This is a genomic window from Sapientia aquatica (assembly GCF_004358105.1).
GTDB lineage: Bacteria > Pseudomonadota > Gammaproteobacteria > Burkholderiales > Burkholderiaceae_D > Solimicrobium > Solimicrobium aquaticum.
Window position 1 is genome coordinate 14,770 of the sequence record NZ_SMYL01000018.1, and the last position, 15,484, is coordinate 30,253.

The 15,484-nt window shown below is 48.2% G+C and carries 9 protein-coding genes; 5 read left to right on the forward strand and 4 right to left on the reverse strand.

What is annotated here, in order from left to right; all coding sequences use genetic code 11:
• Nucleotides 1-74 precede the first annotated feature (74 nt).
• Nucleotides 75-1,808: a methyl-accepting chemotaxis protein gene (locus E2I14_RS19925; RefSeq protein WP_133331245.1), complete on the reverse strand. Its 1,734-nt coding sequence runs from the start codon at nucleotides 1,806-1,808 to the stop codon at nucleotides 75-77.
• A 583-nt stretch (nucleotides 1,809-2,391) separates the two neighbouring features.
• On the opposite strand from E2I14_RS19925, the gene E2I14_RS18335 reads away from it, so the two are divergent.
• From E2I14_RS18335 to E2I14_RS18350, 4 genes are all read left to right on the forward strand, one after another.
• Nucleotides 2,392-3,105: a response regulator gene (locus E2I14_RS18335; protein WP_133331247.1), complete on the forward strand. Its 714-nt coding sequence runs from the start codon at nucleotides 2,392-2,394 to the stop codon at nucleotides 3,103-3,105.
• Nucleotides 3,102-4,424, forward strand: coding sequence for an ATP-binding protein (locus E2I14_RS18340; RefSeq protein ID WP_227544805.1), 1,323 nt, complete (start codon nucleotides 3,102-3,104; stop codon nucleotides 4,422-4,424). Before E2I14_RS18335 ends, E2I14_RS18340 begins: the two co-directional genes overlap by 4 nt.
• A gap of 103 nt (nucleotides 4,425-4,527) precedes the next feature.
• On the forward strand, nucleotides 4,528-4,983 hold the full coding sequence (locus E2I14_RS18345; protein WP_133331263.1) for a DUF2721 domain-containing protein: 456 nt from the start codon (nucleotides 4,528-4,530) through the stop codon (nucleotides 4,981-4,983).
• Nucleotides 4,984-5,276: 293 nt separating this feature from the next.
• Nucleotides 5,277-6,632 (forward strand): DUF3472 domain-containing protein, encoded by a 1,356-nt coding sequence (locus tag E2I14_RS18350; protein ID WP_165967897.1) that lies wholly within the window; start codon nucleotides 5,277-5,279, stop codon nucleotides 6,630-6,632.
• 97 nt (nucleotides 6,633-6,729) lie between these two features.
• Here E2I14_RS18350 and gstA read toward each other — a convergent pair whose 3' ends face one another.
• Nucleotides 6,730-7,341, reverse strand: coding sequence for a glutathione transferase GstA (gene gstA / locus E2I14_RS18355; protein ID WP_133331251.1), 612 nt, complete (start codon nucleotides 7,339-7,341; stop codon nucleotides 6,730-6,732).
• A 137-nt stretch (nucleotides 7,342-7,478) separates the two neighbouring features.
• On the opposite strand from gstA, the gene E2I14_RS18360 reads away from it, so the two are divergent.
• Complete coding sequence (locus E2I14_RS18360; protein ID WP_133331253.1) at nucleotides 7,479-9,023, forward strand: B12-binding domain-containing radical SAM protein; 1,545 nt, start codon at nucleotides 7,479-7,481, stop codon at nucleotides 9,021-9,023.
• A 134-nt stretch (nucleotides 9,024-9,157) separates the two neighbouring features.
• Here the strand turns inward: E2I14_RS18360 and E2I14_RS18365 are convergent, their stop codons facing one another.
• Both E2I14_RS18365 and E2I14_RS18370 read right to left on the reverse strand, forming a co-directional pair.
• Nucleotides 9,158-11,818, reverse strand: a complete 2,661-nt coding sequence (locus E2I14_RS18365; protein ID WP_133331255.1) for a TonB-dependent receptor — start codon at nucleotides 11,816-11,818, stop codon at nucleotides 9,158-9,160.
• 405 nt (nucleotides 11,819-12,223) lie between these two features.
• Nucleotides 12,224-15,103: a TonB-dependent receptor domain-containing protein gene (locus tag E2I14_RS18370; RefSeq protein ID WP_133331257.1), complete on the reverse strand. Its 2,880-nt coding sequence runs from the start codon at nucleotides 15,101-15,103 to the stop codon at nucleotides 12,224-12,226.
• Nucleotides 15,104-15,484 lie beyond the last annotated feature (381 nt).

Here is a 15,484-nt window from a genome sequence, read left to right on the forward strand (position 1 = left end):
GTATAGAAAAAATGGCAGAGTCATTCTCTGCCATTTTTATTGTCTACATCATCTGCTTCAATCGGGTTATCGATTCAAAACTCTTCCCAATCGCCGGCATCTTTTTTCGAACTTGAAGCGGACGATTCCATTGCAGTCGGCGAGCTTTTAATTTGCGCCACAGGTTTTGATTCTGCTCGTTTAGGTACTTTGACGACCGGACGCACAGTAGGGCTCGCCCGAGCAGCAGTGATTGGTGCGCTAGCGCGTGCCGCTGTCGTACCAATAACTTTAAATTCGCCGACCAAGCGATTCAATGCGTCGGTCTGATCTTGCAACGAGGCTGCTGCCGCAGCGGCCTCTTCCACCAAAGCTGAATTCTGTTGAGTGACTTGATCCATCTGCATAATGGCGTCGTTGACCTGCTGAATTCCGGTATTTTGCTCTTGGCTAGCCAAGGTAATATCCGCCATGATGGTGGTGACTTTTTGAATGCTGGTAACCACTTCATCCATCGTACCGCCGGCGTTATTGACCAGACGTGAACCGTCTTGCACTTTGTTGACCGAGTCGCCGATGAGCTCTTTAATTTCTTTCGCTGCGCTGGCCGAGCGCTGCGCTAAATTACGCACTTCGGAAGCCACCACCGCAAACCCGCGCCCCTGTTCACCCGCACGCGCCGCTTCGACGGCGGCGTTTAAGGCCAAGATATTGGTTTGAAAGGCGATGCCATCAATGACGCCGATAATGTCAACAATCTTACGCGCGGACGCATCAATGGCCGCCATGGTATCGACCACATCTAAAAAGACTTTGCCGCCTCGCACAGCAACTTCTGATGCGGCAATCGATAACTGATTTGCTTGGCGCGCGTTGTCCAGATTTTGCCGAACGGTAGAAGTTAATTCTTCGGTGGAAGCCGCGGTTTCTTCTAGCGAACTTGCTTGGCTCTCGGTGCGGGCGGATAAATCCATATTGCCGCGCGCAATGTCAGTCGTGGCAACAGCAATATTCTCTGAGCTGGACTTAACTTCGCTCACTACTTGCTGCAAATGATGATTCATTTCTTTTAGGGCTTGCATTAACTGCCCCGTTTCATCCTTGGAGCGCACCACGATTTCGCTAGTTAAATCGCTGCTAGCCACGGTCTGAGCGATGGCCACCGCTTCGATCAACGGTGTGGTCACCATTTTATTAATCCACATGGAAAACCCAAATCCGATGACCACGCTGAGGGTCAATAAGCTGATGATCCACATGCGTGAGCTATGGTAAATCTCGATCGAATCGGTGTACGACTTAACGCCAGCTTTGTTGTTAATATCGGATAATTCATCGATAAGCTCGCGCATTTTTTTATTGGTTTCAGACGATTCAGTTCGCATCAAGCCCATCGCTGCTTCTTCATTGTTTTGTCTGGAGAAGGCAATAATTTTGTCGTGCACTGCCATGTACTTGTCCCACAGCGCAGAGTATTCGGTGTACTTGGCGCGTTCTTCGGGGAATGTAATGAGTTTTTCGTACACGGCGCGGTATTTTTTCGCGTTGGTTAAATACATATCCAAGCGTTGCTCGTACTTTTGCTTACCCGCCTCGTCATGCGCCAAAACGTGTTCCAACTCTTGCGCTCTAAACGACGCCATATTGGCTTTGACTTGCACAATTGATACCGAGCTCGGCATCCAATTGGTGCCTAAGTCGTCCGCAGCTTGATTTACTTTTGCCAACTGCGCTATCGCAAAAACGCCGACCAAAATACTTAATACCAGAATCACGCCAGAGCCAATAATTAACTTGGTCGCGATTTTCAAATCTTTGAACGAGAACATGTGTCACCATTGAGGGATAAATGATTCAGGCAAATAGTTGTCAATACGGCCTAGCAATTAATACAAAACGCTTTTCATACGCTGGCTATAGCAATATCGAATTTTCACTTTAGTTCACGCGCGTTCACATTTCCATTAAATTTCATTAATTACGCCCCAATTTATCGATAATTCCACGCATCTTCCCTATCACGTTAATTAAAAATAAACGCAAGGTATTGATAATGTTTTAATGCACGGGAAGGCTAAACGCTTTCATTGGGCGGCACTGCCATGTTGGCAACTGATGGTGCAATCGGTGGACAGGATTTTTTTAGATAGGCGACCAATTCACTCGTTATTCATCCAGCAAAACAAGCGCGATTTAAGCGGGGTAAAAAAATGAAGAAATGGAAAGTTGGAGTACACTAAGCAGCTCGAACTTGGTAAATAGGCATTGTGCCGCTCGAACTTTTTGTATCGTGATGTTTCTCAACGGGCGAATGTGGAATCGATTTGATCCTAATTTCCATTCACAGCAGGCATAACATTCCGATACAAACCCACCCGTCAAACTAGCGGGAATTCTTCATAATAGCGACCCATGGATACTAATCAAATTTTAATCGTCGATGACGACCGCGAGATTCGCACCCTATTAGCCGACTACCTGCAAGCCAACGGCTACCGCTGTTATATGGCGGCCGAAGGCAATGCGATGTGGAATACCTTGAGCGAACATGACATTGATCTGGTGGTGCTGGACCTGAACATGCCGGGCGACGATGGACTCACTCTTTGCCGCAATCTACGCGCCAAATCGTCCATGCCTGTGATCATGCTAACCGCGCGTAACGAACCGCTAGATCGGATTCTTGGCTTGGAAATGGGCGCAGACGATTACTTGCCCAAACCGTTCGAGCCGCGTGAATTACTCGCTCGGATTCGCAGCGTTTTACGTCGCACTAGCGGACAAGCGCAACAGATCAACGATAAAACCCAATTCCTTAAATTTAGCGGCTGGACGCTCGACCTTACGGCACGCCATTTAGTCGATCCAAATCAAATGGTGGTGTTGCTGTCCGGCGCTGAATTCCGCATGCTCAAAATTTTTCTTGAACACCCAAATCGCGTGCTAAACCGCGATCAATTGTTGAACATGACCCAGGGACGCGATGCCGATCCGTTTGATCGTTCAATCGACATTCAAATCAGTCGCATTCGCCAAAAATTAGGTGAAGATGCACGCTCCCCGCAGATCATTAAAACGGTTCGCAATGGCGGCTACGTCTTGGCCGTTACGGTGGAGGCTTCTTGATTAAGTCATTGTCAGGCCGCGTATTTTTGGTGCTACTCGTCGGAATCGTGGCATCAGCGGCCTTGACTTTATGGATGGCATTGGGTGAGCGCAAAACGAGTTTGATTCAGACCCGCGAGACACATTTTTTAGAACGCGCTGAGCAATTCGTGATGGCAATCGATAGTTTGCCAGCGGAAAATCGGGTGAAGTTCATTAAAATGCTGCCGCGCTTTGGAATTCGTATTAGTACCACTCCCGACTTGACCGATTCTTTGCCGGCCAATACGCCAAACGCACAAAAAATGGCAGAAAAACTCGGCCCTGAGTTTCAGGTGACGAGCCTGCCTTTCGTTCAATGTCCAATGTACGGCCCAGAATCTCCCCCTTTGACCTGTGAAAACTTTGCTGTGACCTTGCACGACGGGATGCATATTTCGTTTATGCTCATGCCACCAAGAAACCCGCTTCCGCCCTTAAATCCAGATTTTTATCGTTATCTTCTATTCTTCTTAATTTGCATTGCCGGCTTAGCTTACGTCGTCACGCGCATGGCGATACGTCCGTTGCGCCAACTTTCGCAGGCAGCCTTAGATTTGGGTAACGACATTAATCAAGCGCCGCTGGTGGTGCAAGGGGCGACAGAGTTGCGCGATGCCAGCAGCGCGTTTAATTCGATGCAAGCGCGCATTCGTCACTACATCGAACAACGTACCCACATGCTCGCGGCAATCACACATGATCTGCAAACGCCGCTCACCCGAATTCGGCTGCGCTTAGAAAAAGTGGACGACACAGATTTGCGCGATCGCTTAATCAGTGATTTAAGCGCGATGCAAGACATGGTGCGTGAAGGCTTGTCGCTCGCGCGCAGTATGGATAGCTCCGAGCAAAAACAATCGGTCAACTTAGATTCGCTCATCGACAGCGCCGTGACCGATGCCACCGATGCTGGCCAGCCAGTGAAGTTAGTGGGTGAGTCGCGCATGAGTATCAAAGCGCAACCGCAAGCAATTCTGCGGTGCGTCAACAACATTATTGATAACGCGATTAAATACGGCCATTTTGCCAACGTATCAGTTGCACAAGAAACCAATCATATCGCTGCAATCCGCGTGCGCGATGGCGGGCCTGGCATTCCAGAATCCGAACTCGAAAAAATCTTTACTCCGTTTTATCGCCTAGAAGCTTCGCGCTCGCGCGACAGCGGCGGAACCGGCTTGGGACTGACGATCGCCCGTAATATCGTTGAACAACATGGCGGCACATTGACGGTGAGAAATCACCCCGAAGGCGGCTTAGAAGCGATTCTAAAAATCCCCGGCAAGGTCTTGCCCTGATCAACGACATCGCCTCCCGCCTAAATTTATAGAACCAGAAACTTTTGCTTTCGGTTTTCTGGTTCTATAATGACGATCTCGATTGACTCCCCCCACCGACATCATGAATATTCAACTGGCCGATATTGGTAAGATTATCCAACTCTCGATTGCGCCAGTGTTTTTGCTCTCCGGCGTTGGCACCCATTTAATTGTCTTAACCAATCGACTAGGCCGCATTATCGATCGCTCGCGCCGATTGGAAGAAAATCTCGCGCCGGACGCTTTGCCACACGATGTTGAACTAGATGAGCTGTATGCGCGTTCGCATCTCATCAATCGCTCGATTACCTTAGCCTGTTTATGCGCGCTGCTAATTTGCCTGGTGATTGCCGCCTTGTTTATCGGTGATGCAATGGAAATCGAGTTAGCCAAGCTGATTGCGAGCTTTTTTGTTCTTGGAATTATTTCTCTGATCGGCAGCTTTGCCTATTTTTTGCGTGAAATTTTTGTCGCAACACGCACTTTAGAACGCGACCGTCTGCGCCGCGGCGCTGGCGTGGTCAGCCTCAAAAAATAAATCACCACCGCCGCGCTGGATCGCGGTAGAGCTTAGCACCATTGTCCCACTTCCCTACCTACTAGTTGCGTCACTGGCGGATACTGCAACGCTAGCGACGCACATTCTGGCTATCTGGTTAAGTTTTGTTTAACCAGCGCCCAAATATATATCGATGGCAGGAGTTGATCGTTCAACCTAGAATTTTTCCGTCGACTTAGCTCCGCAATTCAATGGCGCTGCAAATAAGATTGAAGACTGTGCTTGAGCCGACCCAGAAGAACGAGAACATCATTCAACTCAAGGGAGACTCTATGCGATCAACAGCACGCACTCAGACCATGATTGGCGTGGCCATCGTCAGTTTAGCAAGCGTACTTTGTCTATCGTCAGCCGCGCAGGCACAAGTTACTAGCAACGCAAGTACTAACGCGACTAGCAGCAATCCTGTCGTCTATTTAGGCGGCAATTCTTACGTCACTCGCACCGGCAAAAACGATTCGGTGTCAATCAATGACAGCAACGGCGCGCTAACCGATTACGGCGTGATCGATTGGCAGAGCGCTAATTCGGTCATTAGCACCTTTGTTTATATCGCTCATCCGGGCCGCTTGCACGTTGCCTTGAATTCAGTCCCTGAAAACGGCGGCATTGGTAAGGCCGAGATTAGTTATGAAGACCAACGTTTATGCGTCGAGCTACTTCCCAATAAAGGGAAAGCAGTCGATGTGGGCGACTTCATGATTCGTCGGACGGGCTACATTGAACTCAAACTCAAAGGAATCGCCAAAAATTCGACTTACTTCCCCGAAGCCAAATCCTTAGAACTCAGCGGCCCGGCGTCCGTCGGTTTGGGCTATGCCAATATCCCCGATCCGCAAGCCGGCTTTTATTGGAGTCGGCGCGGTGCTTCGGTGCATTTGTCCTATAACCAGCCCGATCAAACCGAATATATTTTTAACGAAGTCCAAGTCCCAGAGCATTTAGATGCCGAAGGTTCGTACTTTATGATGAGTGGCTTTGGCGAGGGTTATGCCGGGATTCAGGTAGTCAGCCCGAGCGAGCGTTGGATTATTTTCTCCATTTGGGATGATCCGACCAACAATATCGCGGTAGATCTGGTGAGCAAAGGCCCAAACGTGATCGACGATTCGTTTGGCGGTGAAGGCACTGGCGGCCAAACCCATTTGGTCTACCCATGGAAAGCCGGTAAAAAATACGCCATGATTACCCGCGTGCATCCCGATGGCAAAGGCAATACCTTGTATTCAGCCTGGTTTAAAGATCCCGATGTAAGCAAATGGACTTATATCGCCACTTGGATTCGGACCAACACAACGACATGGCTGACCTCATCGTATTCATTCGTCGAGAGTTTTGACGACAATAACGGCTACCGCAGCCGCGCAGGAAATTTTGGTAACACATGGGCCGTGACCAGCCAAGGCAATTGGCAAGAATTGCTGACCGCGTATTGCGACACCGACCCAACCGGCGACACCAAACAGCGACTCGATTTTGGCTGCGGCGTCAATCCGAAAAACACCACGCAATTAACGATGTGGACCGGCGGATTCCATGCCGACGGCAACGTCAACAAATGGCTCACGCGCTCGTCCAATCAAACCAAACCACCGGTTCAACTGAATTTATTGCCGGGAAATTATTGATCTCCGTATTTGGCGCGAAAAAAAATACCCGATCTAAGTCGGGTATTTTTTCTACAGCAATCGCATTCGAAAATGCCAATAACGTCGGCGCAATAAATTAAGCCTTAGCCAAACCCTCGGCCACCAATGCGGCATGCACGGCTGGGCGCGCAGCAACGCGGGCTTGGAATGCTTGAATATTTGGCCAATCCGCCAACGACAATTTCACATAAGCCGACCACGACAAAACCACAAATAAATAAGCATCGGCAACGGTGAATTGGCTACCGCCTAAATACTCAGCGTCGCCCAATTGTTTGGAGATAAAGCTGATGCGAGACTTGAGCGCGGTAACCGCGGCTTGCTTGGTTTCAGCGCTTGCTGCTGGGTTGAATAATGGCGAAAAACCTTTGTGCAATTCAGCAGAAATGTAGTTCAAGGTTTCCATCAAGCGATAACGAGCCATCGTGCCTGCGGCAGGTGCTAAATTCTTTTCTGGCGCCAAATCCGCCAAATATTGAACAATCGCTGCGCCTTCGGTTAGCACGCTGCCGTCATCCAATTGCAAGGCCGGTACCGCGCCTTTTGGGTTAATGGCGTTGAAATCGGCACCGCTGGCGGTAACTTTGTTTTTTAAATCGACTTTTTCTGTGGTGTAAGTTAAACCAGCTTCGCTCAACACGATATGTGGTGACAATGAGCAAGCGCCTGGGGATAAAAATAATTTCATCTAATTCTCCTTAAAAATAAGCTTGCACAATTTACCAGAATTGACGCATTGCTGCAGACGCGCCACCAGAATTGACGGCAGGCAATTCTGGGCGGGTTACAATAGCGACTTATCGATTTTTGCTGGCTTGTTGTGTCATGACTATTCTCCTATCCACCCTGAACGCACGCTATTCCCACGCATCCTTGGGGCTACGTTATCTATTCGCCAATATGGGTGAGCTACAGTCAAGCACAGTGCTGCAAGAATTTGTCATCGGCGCCAAAACCACCGACATCGTTGAAAAAATCTTGGCCCACCAAAAGCCCAATGACAAATTGATTGTCGGCTTTGGCGTCTATATTTGGAACGTGGAAGAGCTCAGTAAAATCGTCACCATGCTCAAAGCCGTCGCGCCGCAAGTGACCGTGATTTTGGGTGGGCCTGAAGTTTCCTATGAAACCGAACAGCAAGCCATTATCAAAGCCGCGGACTTTGTCATCACCGGTTGGGGCGACATTAGCTTTGCCGACCTCTGCCGACAAATCCTCAACGGCCCGCAACCGCTGATGAAAATCCATGCCGGCGTTCAACCTAAATTAGATCAGATCGCGTTGCCCTATTCGGCCTTCTCCGATCACGATATTGCCAACCGAATTTTGTATGTGGAAGCGTCGCGCGGCTGCCCGTTTAAATGCGAGTTTTGCTTATCCGCGCTCGACAAAACTGCGTGGCCGTTTGATTTGGATTTGTTTTTGGCGGAACTGGAAACGCTTTACCAACGCGGCGCACGCTTGTTTAAATTTGTCGATCGCACCTTCAATCTAAACATCAAATCCAGCCTGCGCATCATGCAGTTTTTCTTGGACAAATTAGCAGCCAAACCCGATGACCCAGTATTCGCGCATTTTGAGGTGGTACCAGATCATTTGCCGGAAGCATTAAAAGCCAGCATCCAACAATTTCCCGCCGGGACATTGCAATTTGAAATCGGTATTCAATCGTTTAATCCCACCGTCCAAGGCTTGGTCAGCCGCAAGCAAGATAACGACAAAGCTGCGGATAACATTCGCTGGCTATGCCAACATTCGCACGCGCATTTGCACGTCGATTTGATCGCAGGACTACCCGGCGAAGACATCGAGAGCTTTGCCAAAGGCTTTAACCAACTCATCGCTTTAGAACCGCACGAAATCCAATTCGGCATCCTAAAACGTCTGCGCGGCACACCGATTATTCGGCACACCAACGAATTCCACATGGTGTTCGACGCGCACCCGCCGTACACGATTTTAGCTACCAAAGACATCGACTTCGCCACCATGCAGCGCTTGGTACGTTTTGCCAGATACTGGGATTTAATCGCCAATTCGGGGCGCTTTAGCCACACACTTAAACTGATCTTAGCCGACGATGCTTTTGCCAATTTTATGGCCTTATCCGATTGGCTCTACGCCAACACCGACGCGACTCACCGGATTGCCATGGAGCGCTTAGCAAAGCTAGTGGGCGATTGGCTGCAGCTAGAACGAGGATTGGTTCAAGCAGACATCGCGGCCCAATTGAAGCTTGATTATGCCGGTCAAATTTCGCCAGAAAAAATCCCGCGCTCGGAGCGCAAGAAGTTGCGCGAGGAACAAGAGCAGGCCAATAAAAAAGCCGCACCTGAGAGACAGGTGCGACATTTGCAGGCGGCAGATTAAGAATCCGTTTGCATGTTTATTTGATTCGATGGAGGCAGCTTGCAAGACCGTTCGCTGAAACCAAATAGCAAAAATGCGCATCAGGATTTATGCGCATTTTTGTTTGCTACTTAACTTTATTGCACACCGCTTTCTTAAAACCGATAGGTCCCTCGGACATACAATGCGCGCCCGACAGGATTAGTCATGCGTGGGTCATAGCCTTGTTGAAACGTAGTTCCTTGATTTGAAAATGGCGGCGCTTTGTCAAAAATATTTTTCACACCAGCAGTAAGTTTAATATTTTTGAACCCAGTGTAAGTCCCCGTTAAAGCCCAGGTCGAGTAAGACGCCACATCCTGATAATACTTCGAGTCAACCTGTTCGTTCTGGTCGTGATAGCCAGTCATAAACTGTTGCGACAGAGTCGAACTCCAGTCGTTGTAGTTCCAATTCACTGCCAAGGTGTGCTTCCAGCGAAATACCGGACTATTCTCACCATAAGTACCGACGTTTTGCACCCATGGACCATCCTTTTCGTTTTGGTATTCGTAGCGATTGACCCAAGTACCATCGAGGTTCAACGAAAAATTTCCAACGCTAGTTTTTGGCAAACGCAAGGTGGTGCTGAGGTCGATCCCATCCGTGTTACTTCCACCCAAGTTGGCTTGGGTATCCAGCACATACTTCAACGAACCGTCAGGATTACGAATGAACAAATCCGCATATTTAGTCGTATTTCCAAAGATAACGGTGTCGGGTAGTGAATTGATTCGATCCGTGATTTTGATGTTCCAATAGTCAGCCGACATAGAGATCATTTTGTTAGGCTCGACCACAAAGCCGAAGGAGAAGCTCTTGGATTTTTCAGGTTTCAAGTCAGGATTCCCACCGCCACGAATTTGCTGTTGCGCATCGCAGACTACGTTCGGGTTTTGTCCAGCTGCGGCTACTCCGTTCGGACACAACAGTGGATCATTCCAATTGTTGGCGGTATTGGTTGTACTGTTAGGCGAATATTTTTCATACAGGGTTGGGGCGCGAAAGCCAGTGTTAGCCGATGCGCGCAAAAGTAGCTCTTTATTTGGTTGAATTCGGATGCCAACTTTAGGATTAAAGGTTCCACCAACATCATTGTAGTAATCGTAGCGCGCTGCTAATTGCAACTCGATTTGTTTACTGACTGGCGCTGTAAATTCACCGAAAACAGCTGAGACATTGCGACTTCCGGAAACAGGTTGCGCATCTTGGCCACCAGTTGCAGAGGCTTGGTCGGCTACGCTTCGATTGACATCATATTGCGCAGATTCATGGGCTATTTCTGTTCCCAGCGCAACGCCCATTGCACCACCTTCTAGTTTGCCGAATTCGCGACTTGCTTTGAAATCGACACCGATTCTCTTGGTCGCACCGCTGTTGAGCTCTCCGTTTAACTTAATGCTATCCAGATAGGCTAATCCAGTGCTATTTTGCGGCGCGAATGGATTAATAATGCCGTTGTTGATTCCCGCAGTCACACCCGCATCTTTTAAGTACCCATCAGTCAGCGTACTTGAAGCTTTTGCTTGAGCGTATAAGAAGCCAGTTTTGTAGTCCCAACCACCCATCAAACCTTCTGCTCCAACTAATAAACGATCGGATTTGTTTTTATCTTTTTGGCGCCGTTGTCCAGCTTCCATGCTACGCCAGTTTAGCAACAGGGGAGCTCCCGATAAGCCAGCAAATTCGGGCGTGATGCCATTGCCTGGGTAGTATGGACTGCTTGAATTTAATGCCATGTTCGGCACTGATCCAATGCCGGAGTAAAAGGGTGTAGGTGCTACGCGATTGATGTTGGTTGAATCGGAATGTAAATACTCGATCGTGGCTGTATTGTCGCCGTTTAATTTAAGCGAACCTTTAGCCAAAAGATTCCATTGTTCTGTCTCTGGAATATCGTCAATATCGGCGGTGTAATCATAGCCACATCGCGCGCTGTCGCGGATGTAGCTGTTTTCGGCTTGGTTACATCCGGTGGCGCGAGTAAAGTTACCCATGACGCCAGATACAGGATCAAAGAAATTAGCAGATCCATTATTACCGCTTAATTTATTTAAGCCTTTGTTGGGGATGATTCCTGTTCTGGAAAAATCTCGATCGGTAGCTTTCAGCGCATTTTGTCGATGCCAGTCAAATACGCCAAAAATGGTATACCCATCGGTATCCAGATTGCCTTTGCCCGCCATCAAATTGACCCGTGATTCCCCGCCGCCTTTGGTTTCTGGCGCAATACCTTCACCGGTCACTTCAACACCTTGAACCGAACGCTTGGTAATAAAGTTAATCACCCCACCAATTGCATCCGTGCCATATGTGGACGAAGCACCATCGCGCAGCACTTCGACGCGATCTAACGCGCCAACCGGAATGATATTCAGATCAACGCTCGCGCCCGCGTATGGATGATTTGCCAAACGCCGTCCATTGAGCAAAACCAAGGTTTTATCAGAGCCGATTCCACGCAGATCGGCGGATGATTTTCCGCCAGTTCCCGATCCGACACTTTGGCTCGCACCTTGGGTTGACTGATTGGAACCTAAAGAATTAAGAACTTCTTGTGCCGTCGTTAGCCCTTGCTCCACAAATTCATCGGCCTTAATTACCGTCACCGGCAGCGCGGTTTCCGTCGCAAGTCGTTTGATCGATGATCCAGTAATCTCCACCCGCTGTACGACTTCTTCCTGCGCTGCCGTAGCATTAGCAATGATCCCGAATCCCAGCGCGATAGAGCCAGTAAATAGTAAGCGCAACGAGTGCGCGATGGTTGTTTGTTTCATTTTGAGTTCCTCGCATTAATGTTCATGTTCGAATTAATGGCGTTACTTAAGTTGTTTTGGGATATTTATTTTAAAACAACTTAAGAATAAAACTAGACCAAATGACATTAATTAACAAGAAATCAAGGCGCAGATTCATGACTAAAACAACAAACAATTGGTTGAAAATATGCTATTAGGTCGCGCAAAACCAGAACCGATTTTTATTGGTTTCTTGGAATTAGTGATTTGAATTGGTGAGGGAATGGCTTTGGTTGAGGATTATCGAGGCAGGGACTGTGTTGAACTTTGCCGGTTTATTGCCAAAAAAAATGCCACAAGAAAATTCTCTTGTGGCATTTCAATGTTAACTACTATCCGAGACGCTACTACAAGCCCGAGTAATTCGGGCTTGCCTTGGCTTCCTTAGAAGCTGTATGTCAAACCAGCTTGAATGAAAGTACCGATCGCGCCAGATTGATGTAACGATGGGTTGTAAGGTACAAAGCCGCCGTACGAACTTAAATCAACTGGTGGCTTACGGTTCAACAAGTTGTTCACTGCAAAGTGAACGGACAACTGTTTGCTGAACTTATAGCGGGTTGTCAAATCGACCGTCATGAACGAACCAACAGTACAGAAATTAGTTGGTGCATTTCCGTTCGGGAAGAATGGCGTACCTTGAACCGCAGACAACGATGTAGCGCAATCTACTGCGCCAGCATACGATGGATCAACTACAGAGTAGCTGGAAATCCAGTTGAACGCTGTAGTCACATCCAATGCGTTTTTGGCGTAAGTAAATGTTGCTGCAATACGGTCTTTTGGATTACCAGTATTACCACCAATGATCGAAGGGCCGTGTGTGCCAGCCAATTGGAAGTCCTGACCACCTTCGCTCAGGATATAGCTCATTGTGTGACTCCAATCCAAGCTAGTCAACAATGTGCCGTATTCACCCAATTTCCACTTGTAGTGTGATTCCAGTTCCCAGCCGCTCGTCTTGGTCGAATTTGCGTTCACATATTTATTAGGAATGTACAAAATCTGACCGGCTGCGCCGCCAGCAAGCGTACAAGTATATGTACCGCCATTACCGTCTGCGCAATCACCAGTTACAGCATTTGGATTACGCACTGCAGTAGTTTGGTCTACATTACCCGGAGTCACGATTTGATCGCTAATTTTGATTTCATACAAATCAAAGGTTGAGCTCCATCCTTTGATTGGTTCTAAAATCAGACCTAAGGTAGCTGATTTCGACTTCTCTGGTTTTAACGTAGTACTGGATGAGTTCAAAACGGTCGGTTGCGAACACGCAGCAACAAAGCTACCTTTTGCTGGATAGCCATTTGCACCAACTTGCACTGCTGCTGGACCGCCAGGACAATTGATCAAATCCCAACCGGAGCCAACATACGCCTGGCCTGACTGACCTGCTTCAGCTGGATTTGGTGCGCGGAAGCCGGTTGCATAAGTTCCACGTAACCCGAATGCACTAGTTGGTGTCCACTTGAAACCTGCACTTGGAGTGAAGGAGTTGTTAGCGCCATCTGCACCGAAATGATCGTAACGCGCGTGGCCATCTAATTCGATCGTTTTTGTAACTGGTGCCACGATCTCTGCAAACAACGCGGCGTCAGTTTGCTTACCAGATACATAAGCGTTATTGCCAGGAACTGTACCATTCGCGATCAAAGTAGGAGCAGGAGAATCCATCGTGCGCGATGTGTAGCTTCCGCCAGTACTAAAGCCTAAATCACCGCCTGGTAACTGAGCCAATGAACGAGTCGCATGCAATTCAACAAACGATAACTTCGACGTATCCGTTGCTGACACATTTGGATAAATCGCGGCTAGGTCTGCAGCTGAATTCGCGCCTGTCAACGAATATGGGCTTGTTGCACGGTTTAAGGCTGCTTGTAACGCTGGGGCGTATAACGTGCCCAAGTTGTTTTGATTGATCGTGTTCTCTGTAAAACCAACTGCGGACTGGATATCCCACTCGCCAATGGAACCGGTTAAATCAGCAACTAAGCGATAGTTCTTGGAATTAACCTTAGTCTCAGGAGTTGGGCTCGATGCATCAAAGCCATAAATAACTGCTGGAGCACCTAAAGTGTTACCTGGATAAGTAGCTGGTACCGTGACGCTATCCAATGTTGTACCAGTTAAATAGGGAGCCACACCGGCTGAGACAGCCACGTTTTGATCCCAAGAATTGCCACCAGTAAATCGTGCATGAGCGCGATACACGACATCCACTTTACTTTCGAACACAGACCCTTTAACAGCAAGCTGCCAACCATCATTCAAGCGCTTGGTAAAGCTGGCCAAGAAGTTGATGTTTTCTGTTTTAGGCTCTAAGTTACCTTCTGGAGCAAATGTGCAACCGTCTGACGATAACAAAGCGTAATTGCAAGAGCCGTTTAAGAAAACGGCATTCGAAGCGCCAAATGACTGTGTTGGATCACGTAAATAAACGCTACCTGGGATTCTTGGATGCGGGGTTTGCGCTGTCGCGCCGTTGATGAAGTTTTGACCGCCAAATTTCGTCCAATCCAATGACGCCCAGCTGCCTGGACTTTCGTTGTAACGCGAAGCATTGGTGATATTGTTTTGGTGGCGATATTCCAAACTTGCGTAGGCGTTATAACCATCTTCTTGCAGGTCGCCGAAACCACTTGTAATCGATGCGTGAACAGTTGCGCCGCCACCTTTAGTAGACGATCCACCTTCAGCGTTGACTGTTGTACCAGTAACGGTTTTTTTCAAAATAACGTTCACAACACCTGCCATGGCATCGGAGCCGTACACAGCTGATGCGCCATCTTTCAGCACTTCAACACGTTCGATCGTGTCGAAAGGAATGTTGGATACGTCAACAAAGGATCGTTGACCATCGTCCGACAGCGCATTCGGTGCCATGCGGTGACCGTCGATCAAAACCAGAGTTGCTGATGTATTCAGGCCGCGCAAAGAAATGCCGGAGGCACCACCCGCAAAAGCGTAAGCGAAACCTTGGCTCAGCGTTCCTTGACCATTGGCAGTGATGTTAGACAGAACTTGGGAAATCGATGTGTAACCAGATTTTTTCAAATCTTCGGCGGTAATCACCTGCACTGGGCTTGGTGTTTCTGAATCAATACGACGAATACTGGAACCAGTAATTTCCACACGTTGAACTGGCGCGGCTGTTGTTGTGTCTTGCGCGAACACTGGCTGAGCCAACATCCCGAGACTTAGTGCGACACCACCTGAAAACATCACGCGCATGGAGCGTGACAGGATAGTTTCTACCATCATTAGAATTCCCCTTTTTGTTAAAGTTATTTACTCAGTTTTTGTTTAACTACAGCATCTGTGATGCTGGCGAACTGTTGGATCAAAGCAAACTGTTAAATTTAATTTGATTCACTATCTAATCATTGGGGTAAGTTTGCCGTCAAGAATTTATTGCTATGCATCAATCATATATACAACACAATTTACAAATCTCCTACAAAAGGAAACATGGTCGTATACGAGCCCAGCTATCCGGATACTGCCTGAGATTTCCGGTAAGCGTCCAGCGCTACCACCTGTTCAAGCGGCAGATTTACTGTTAAGTGCGTAGCGGGAGAAGATCGTCCAGACGGCTGTTTGGACAGGCAGGTAATTTTTCCAAGGTGTCTTTCAGCCACGCGA

What these genes read in the sequence shown, in the direction of transcription:
- E2I14_RS18335 (WP_133331247.1), top strand. Translation starts at nt 2,392, where the DNA reads ATGGATACTAATCAAATTTTAATCGTCGATGACGACCGCGAGATTCGC.
- E2I14_RS18360 (WP_133331253.1), top strand. Translation starts at nt 7,479, where the DNA reads ATGACTATTCTCCTATCCACCCTGAACGCACGCTATTCCCACGCATCC.
- E2I14_RS18345 (WP_133331263.1), top strand. Translation starts at nt 4,528, where the DNA reads ATGAATATTCAACTGGCCGATATTGGTAAGATTATCCAACTCTCGATT.
- gstA (WP_133331251.1), bottom strand. Translation starts at nt 7,341, where the DNA reads ATGAAATTATTTTTATCCCCAGGCGCTTGCTCATTGTCACCACATATC.
- E2I14_RS18350 (WP_165967897.1), top strand. Translation starts at nt 5,277, where the DNA reads ATGCGATCAACAGCACGCACTCAGACCATGATTGGCGTGGCCATCGTC.
- E2I14_RS18365 (WP_133331255.1), bottom strand. Translation starts at nt 11,818, where the DNA reads ATGAAACAAACAACCATCGCGCACTCGTTGCGCTTACTATTTACTGGC.
- E2I14_RS19925 (WP_133331245.1), bottom strand. Translation starts at nt 1,808, where the DNA reads ATGTTCTCGTTCAAAGATTTGAAAATCGCGACCAAGTTAATTATTGGC.
- E2I14_RS18370 (WP_133331257.1), bottom strand. Translation starts at nt 15,103, where the DNA reads ATGATGGTAGAAACTATCCTGTCACGCTCCATGCGCGTGATGTTTTCA.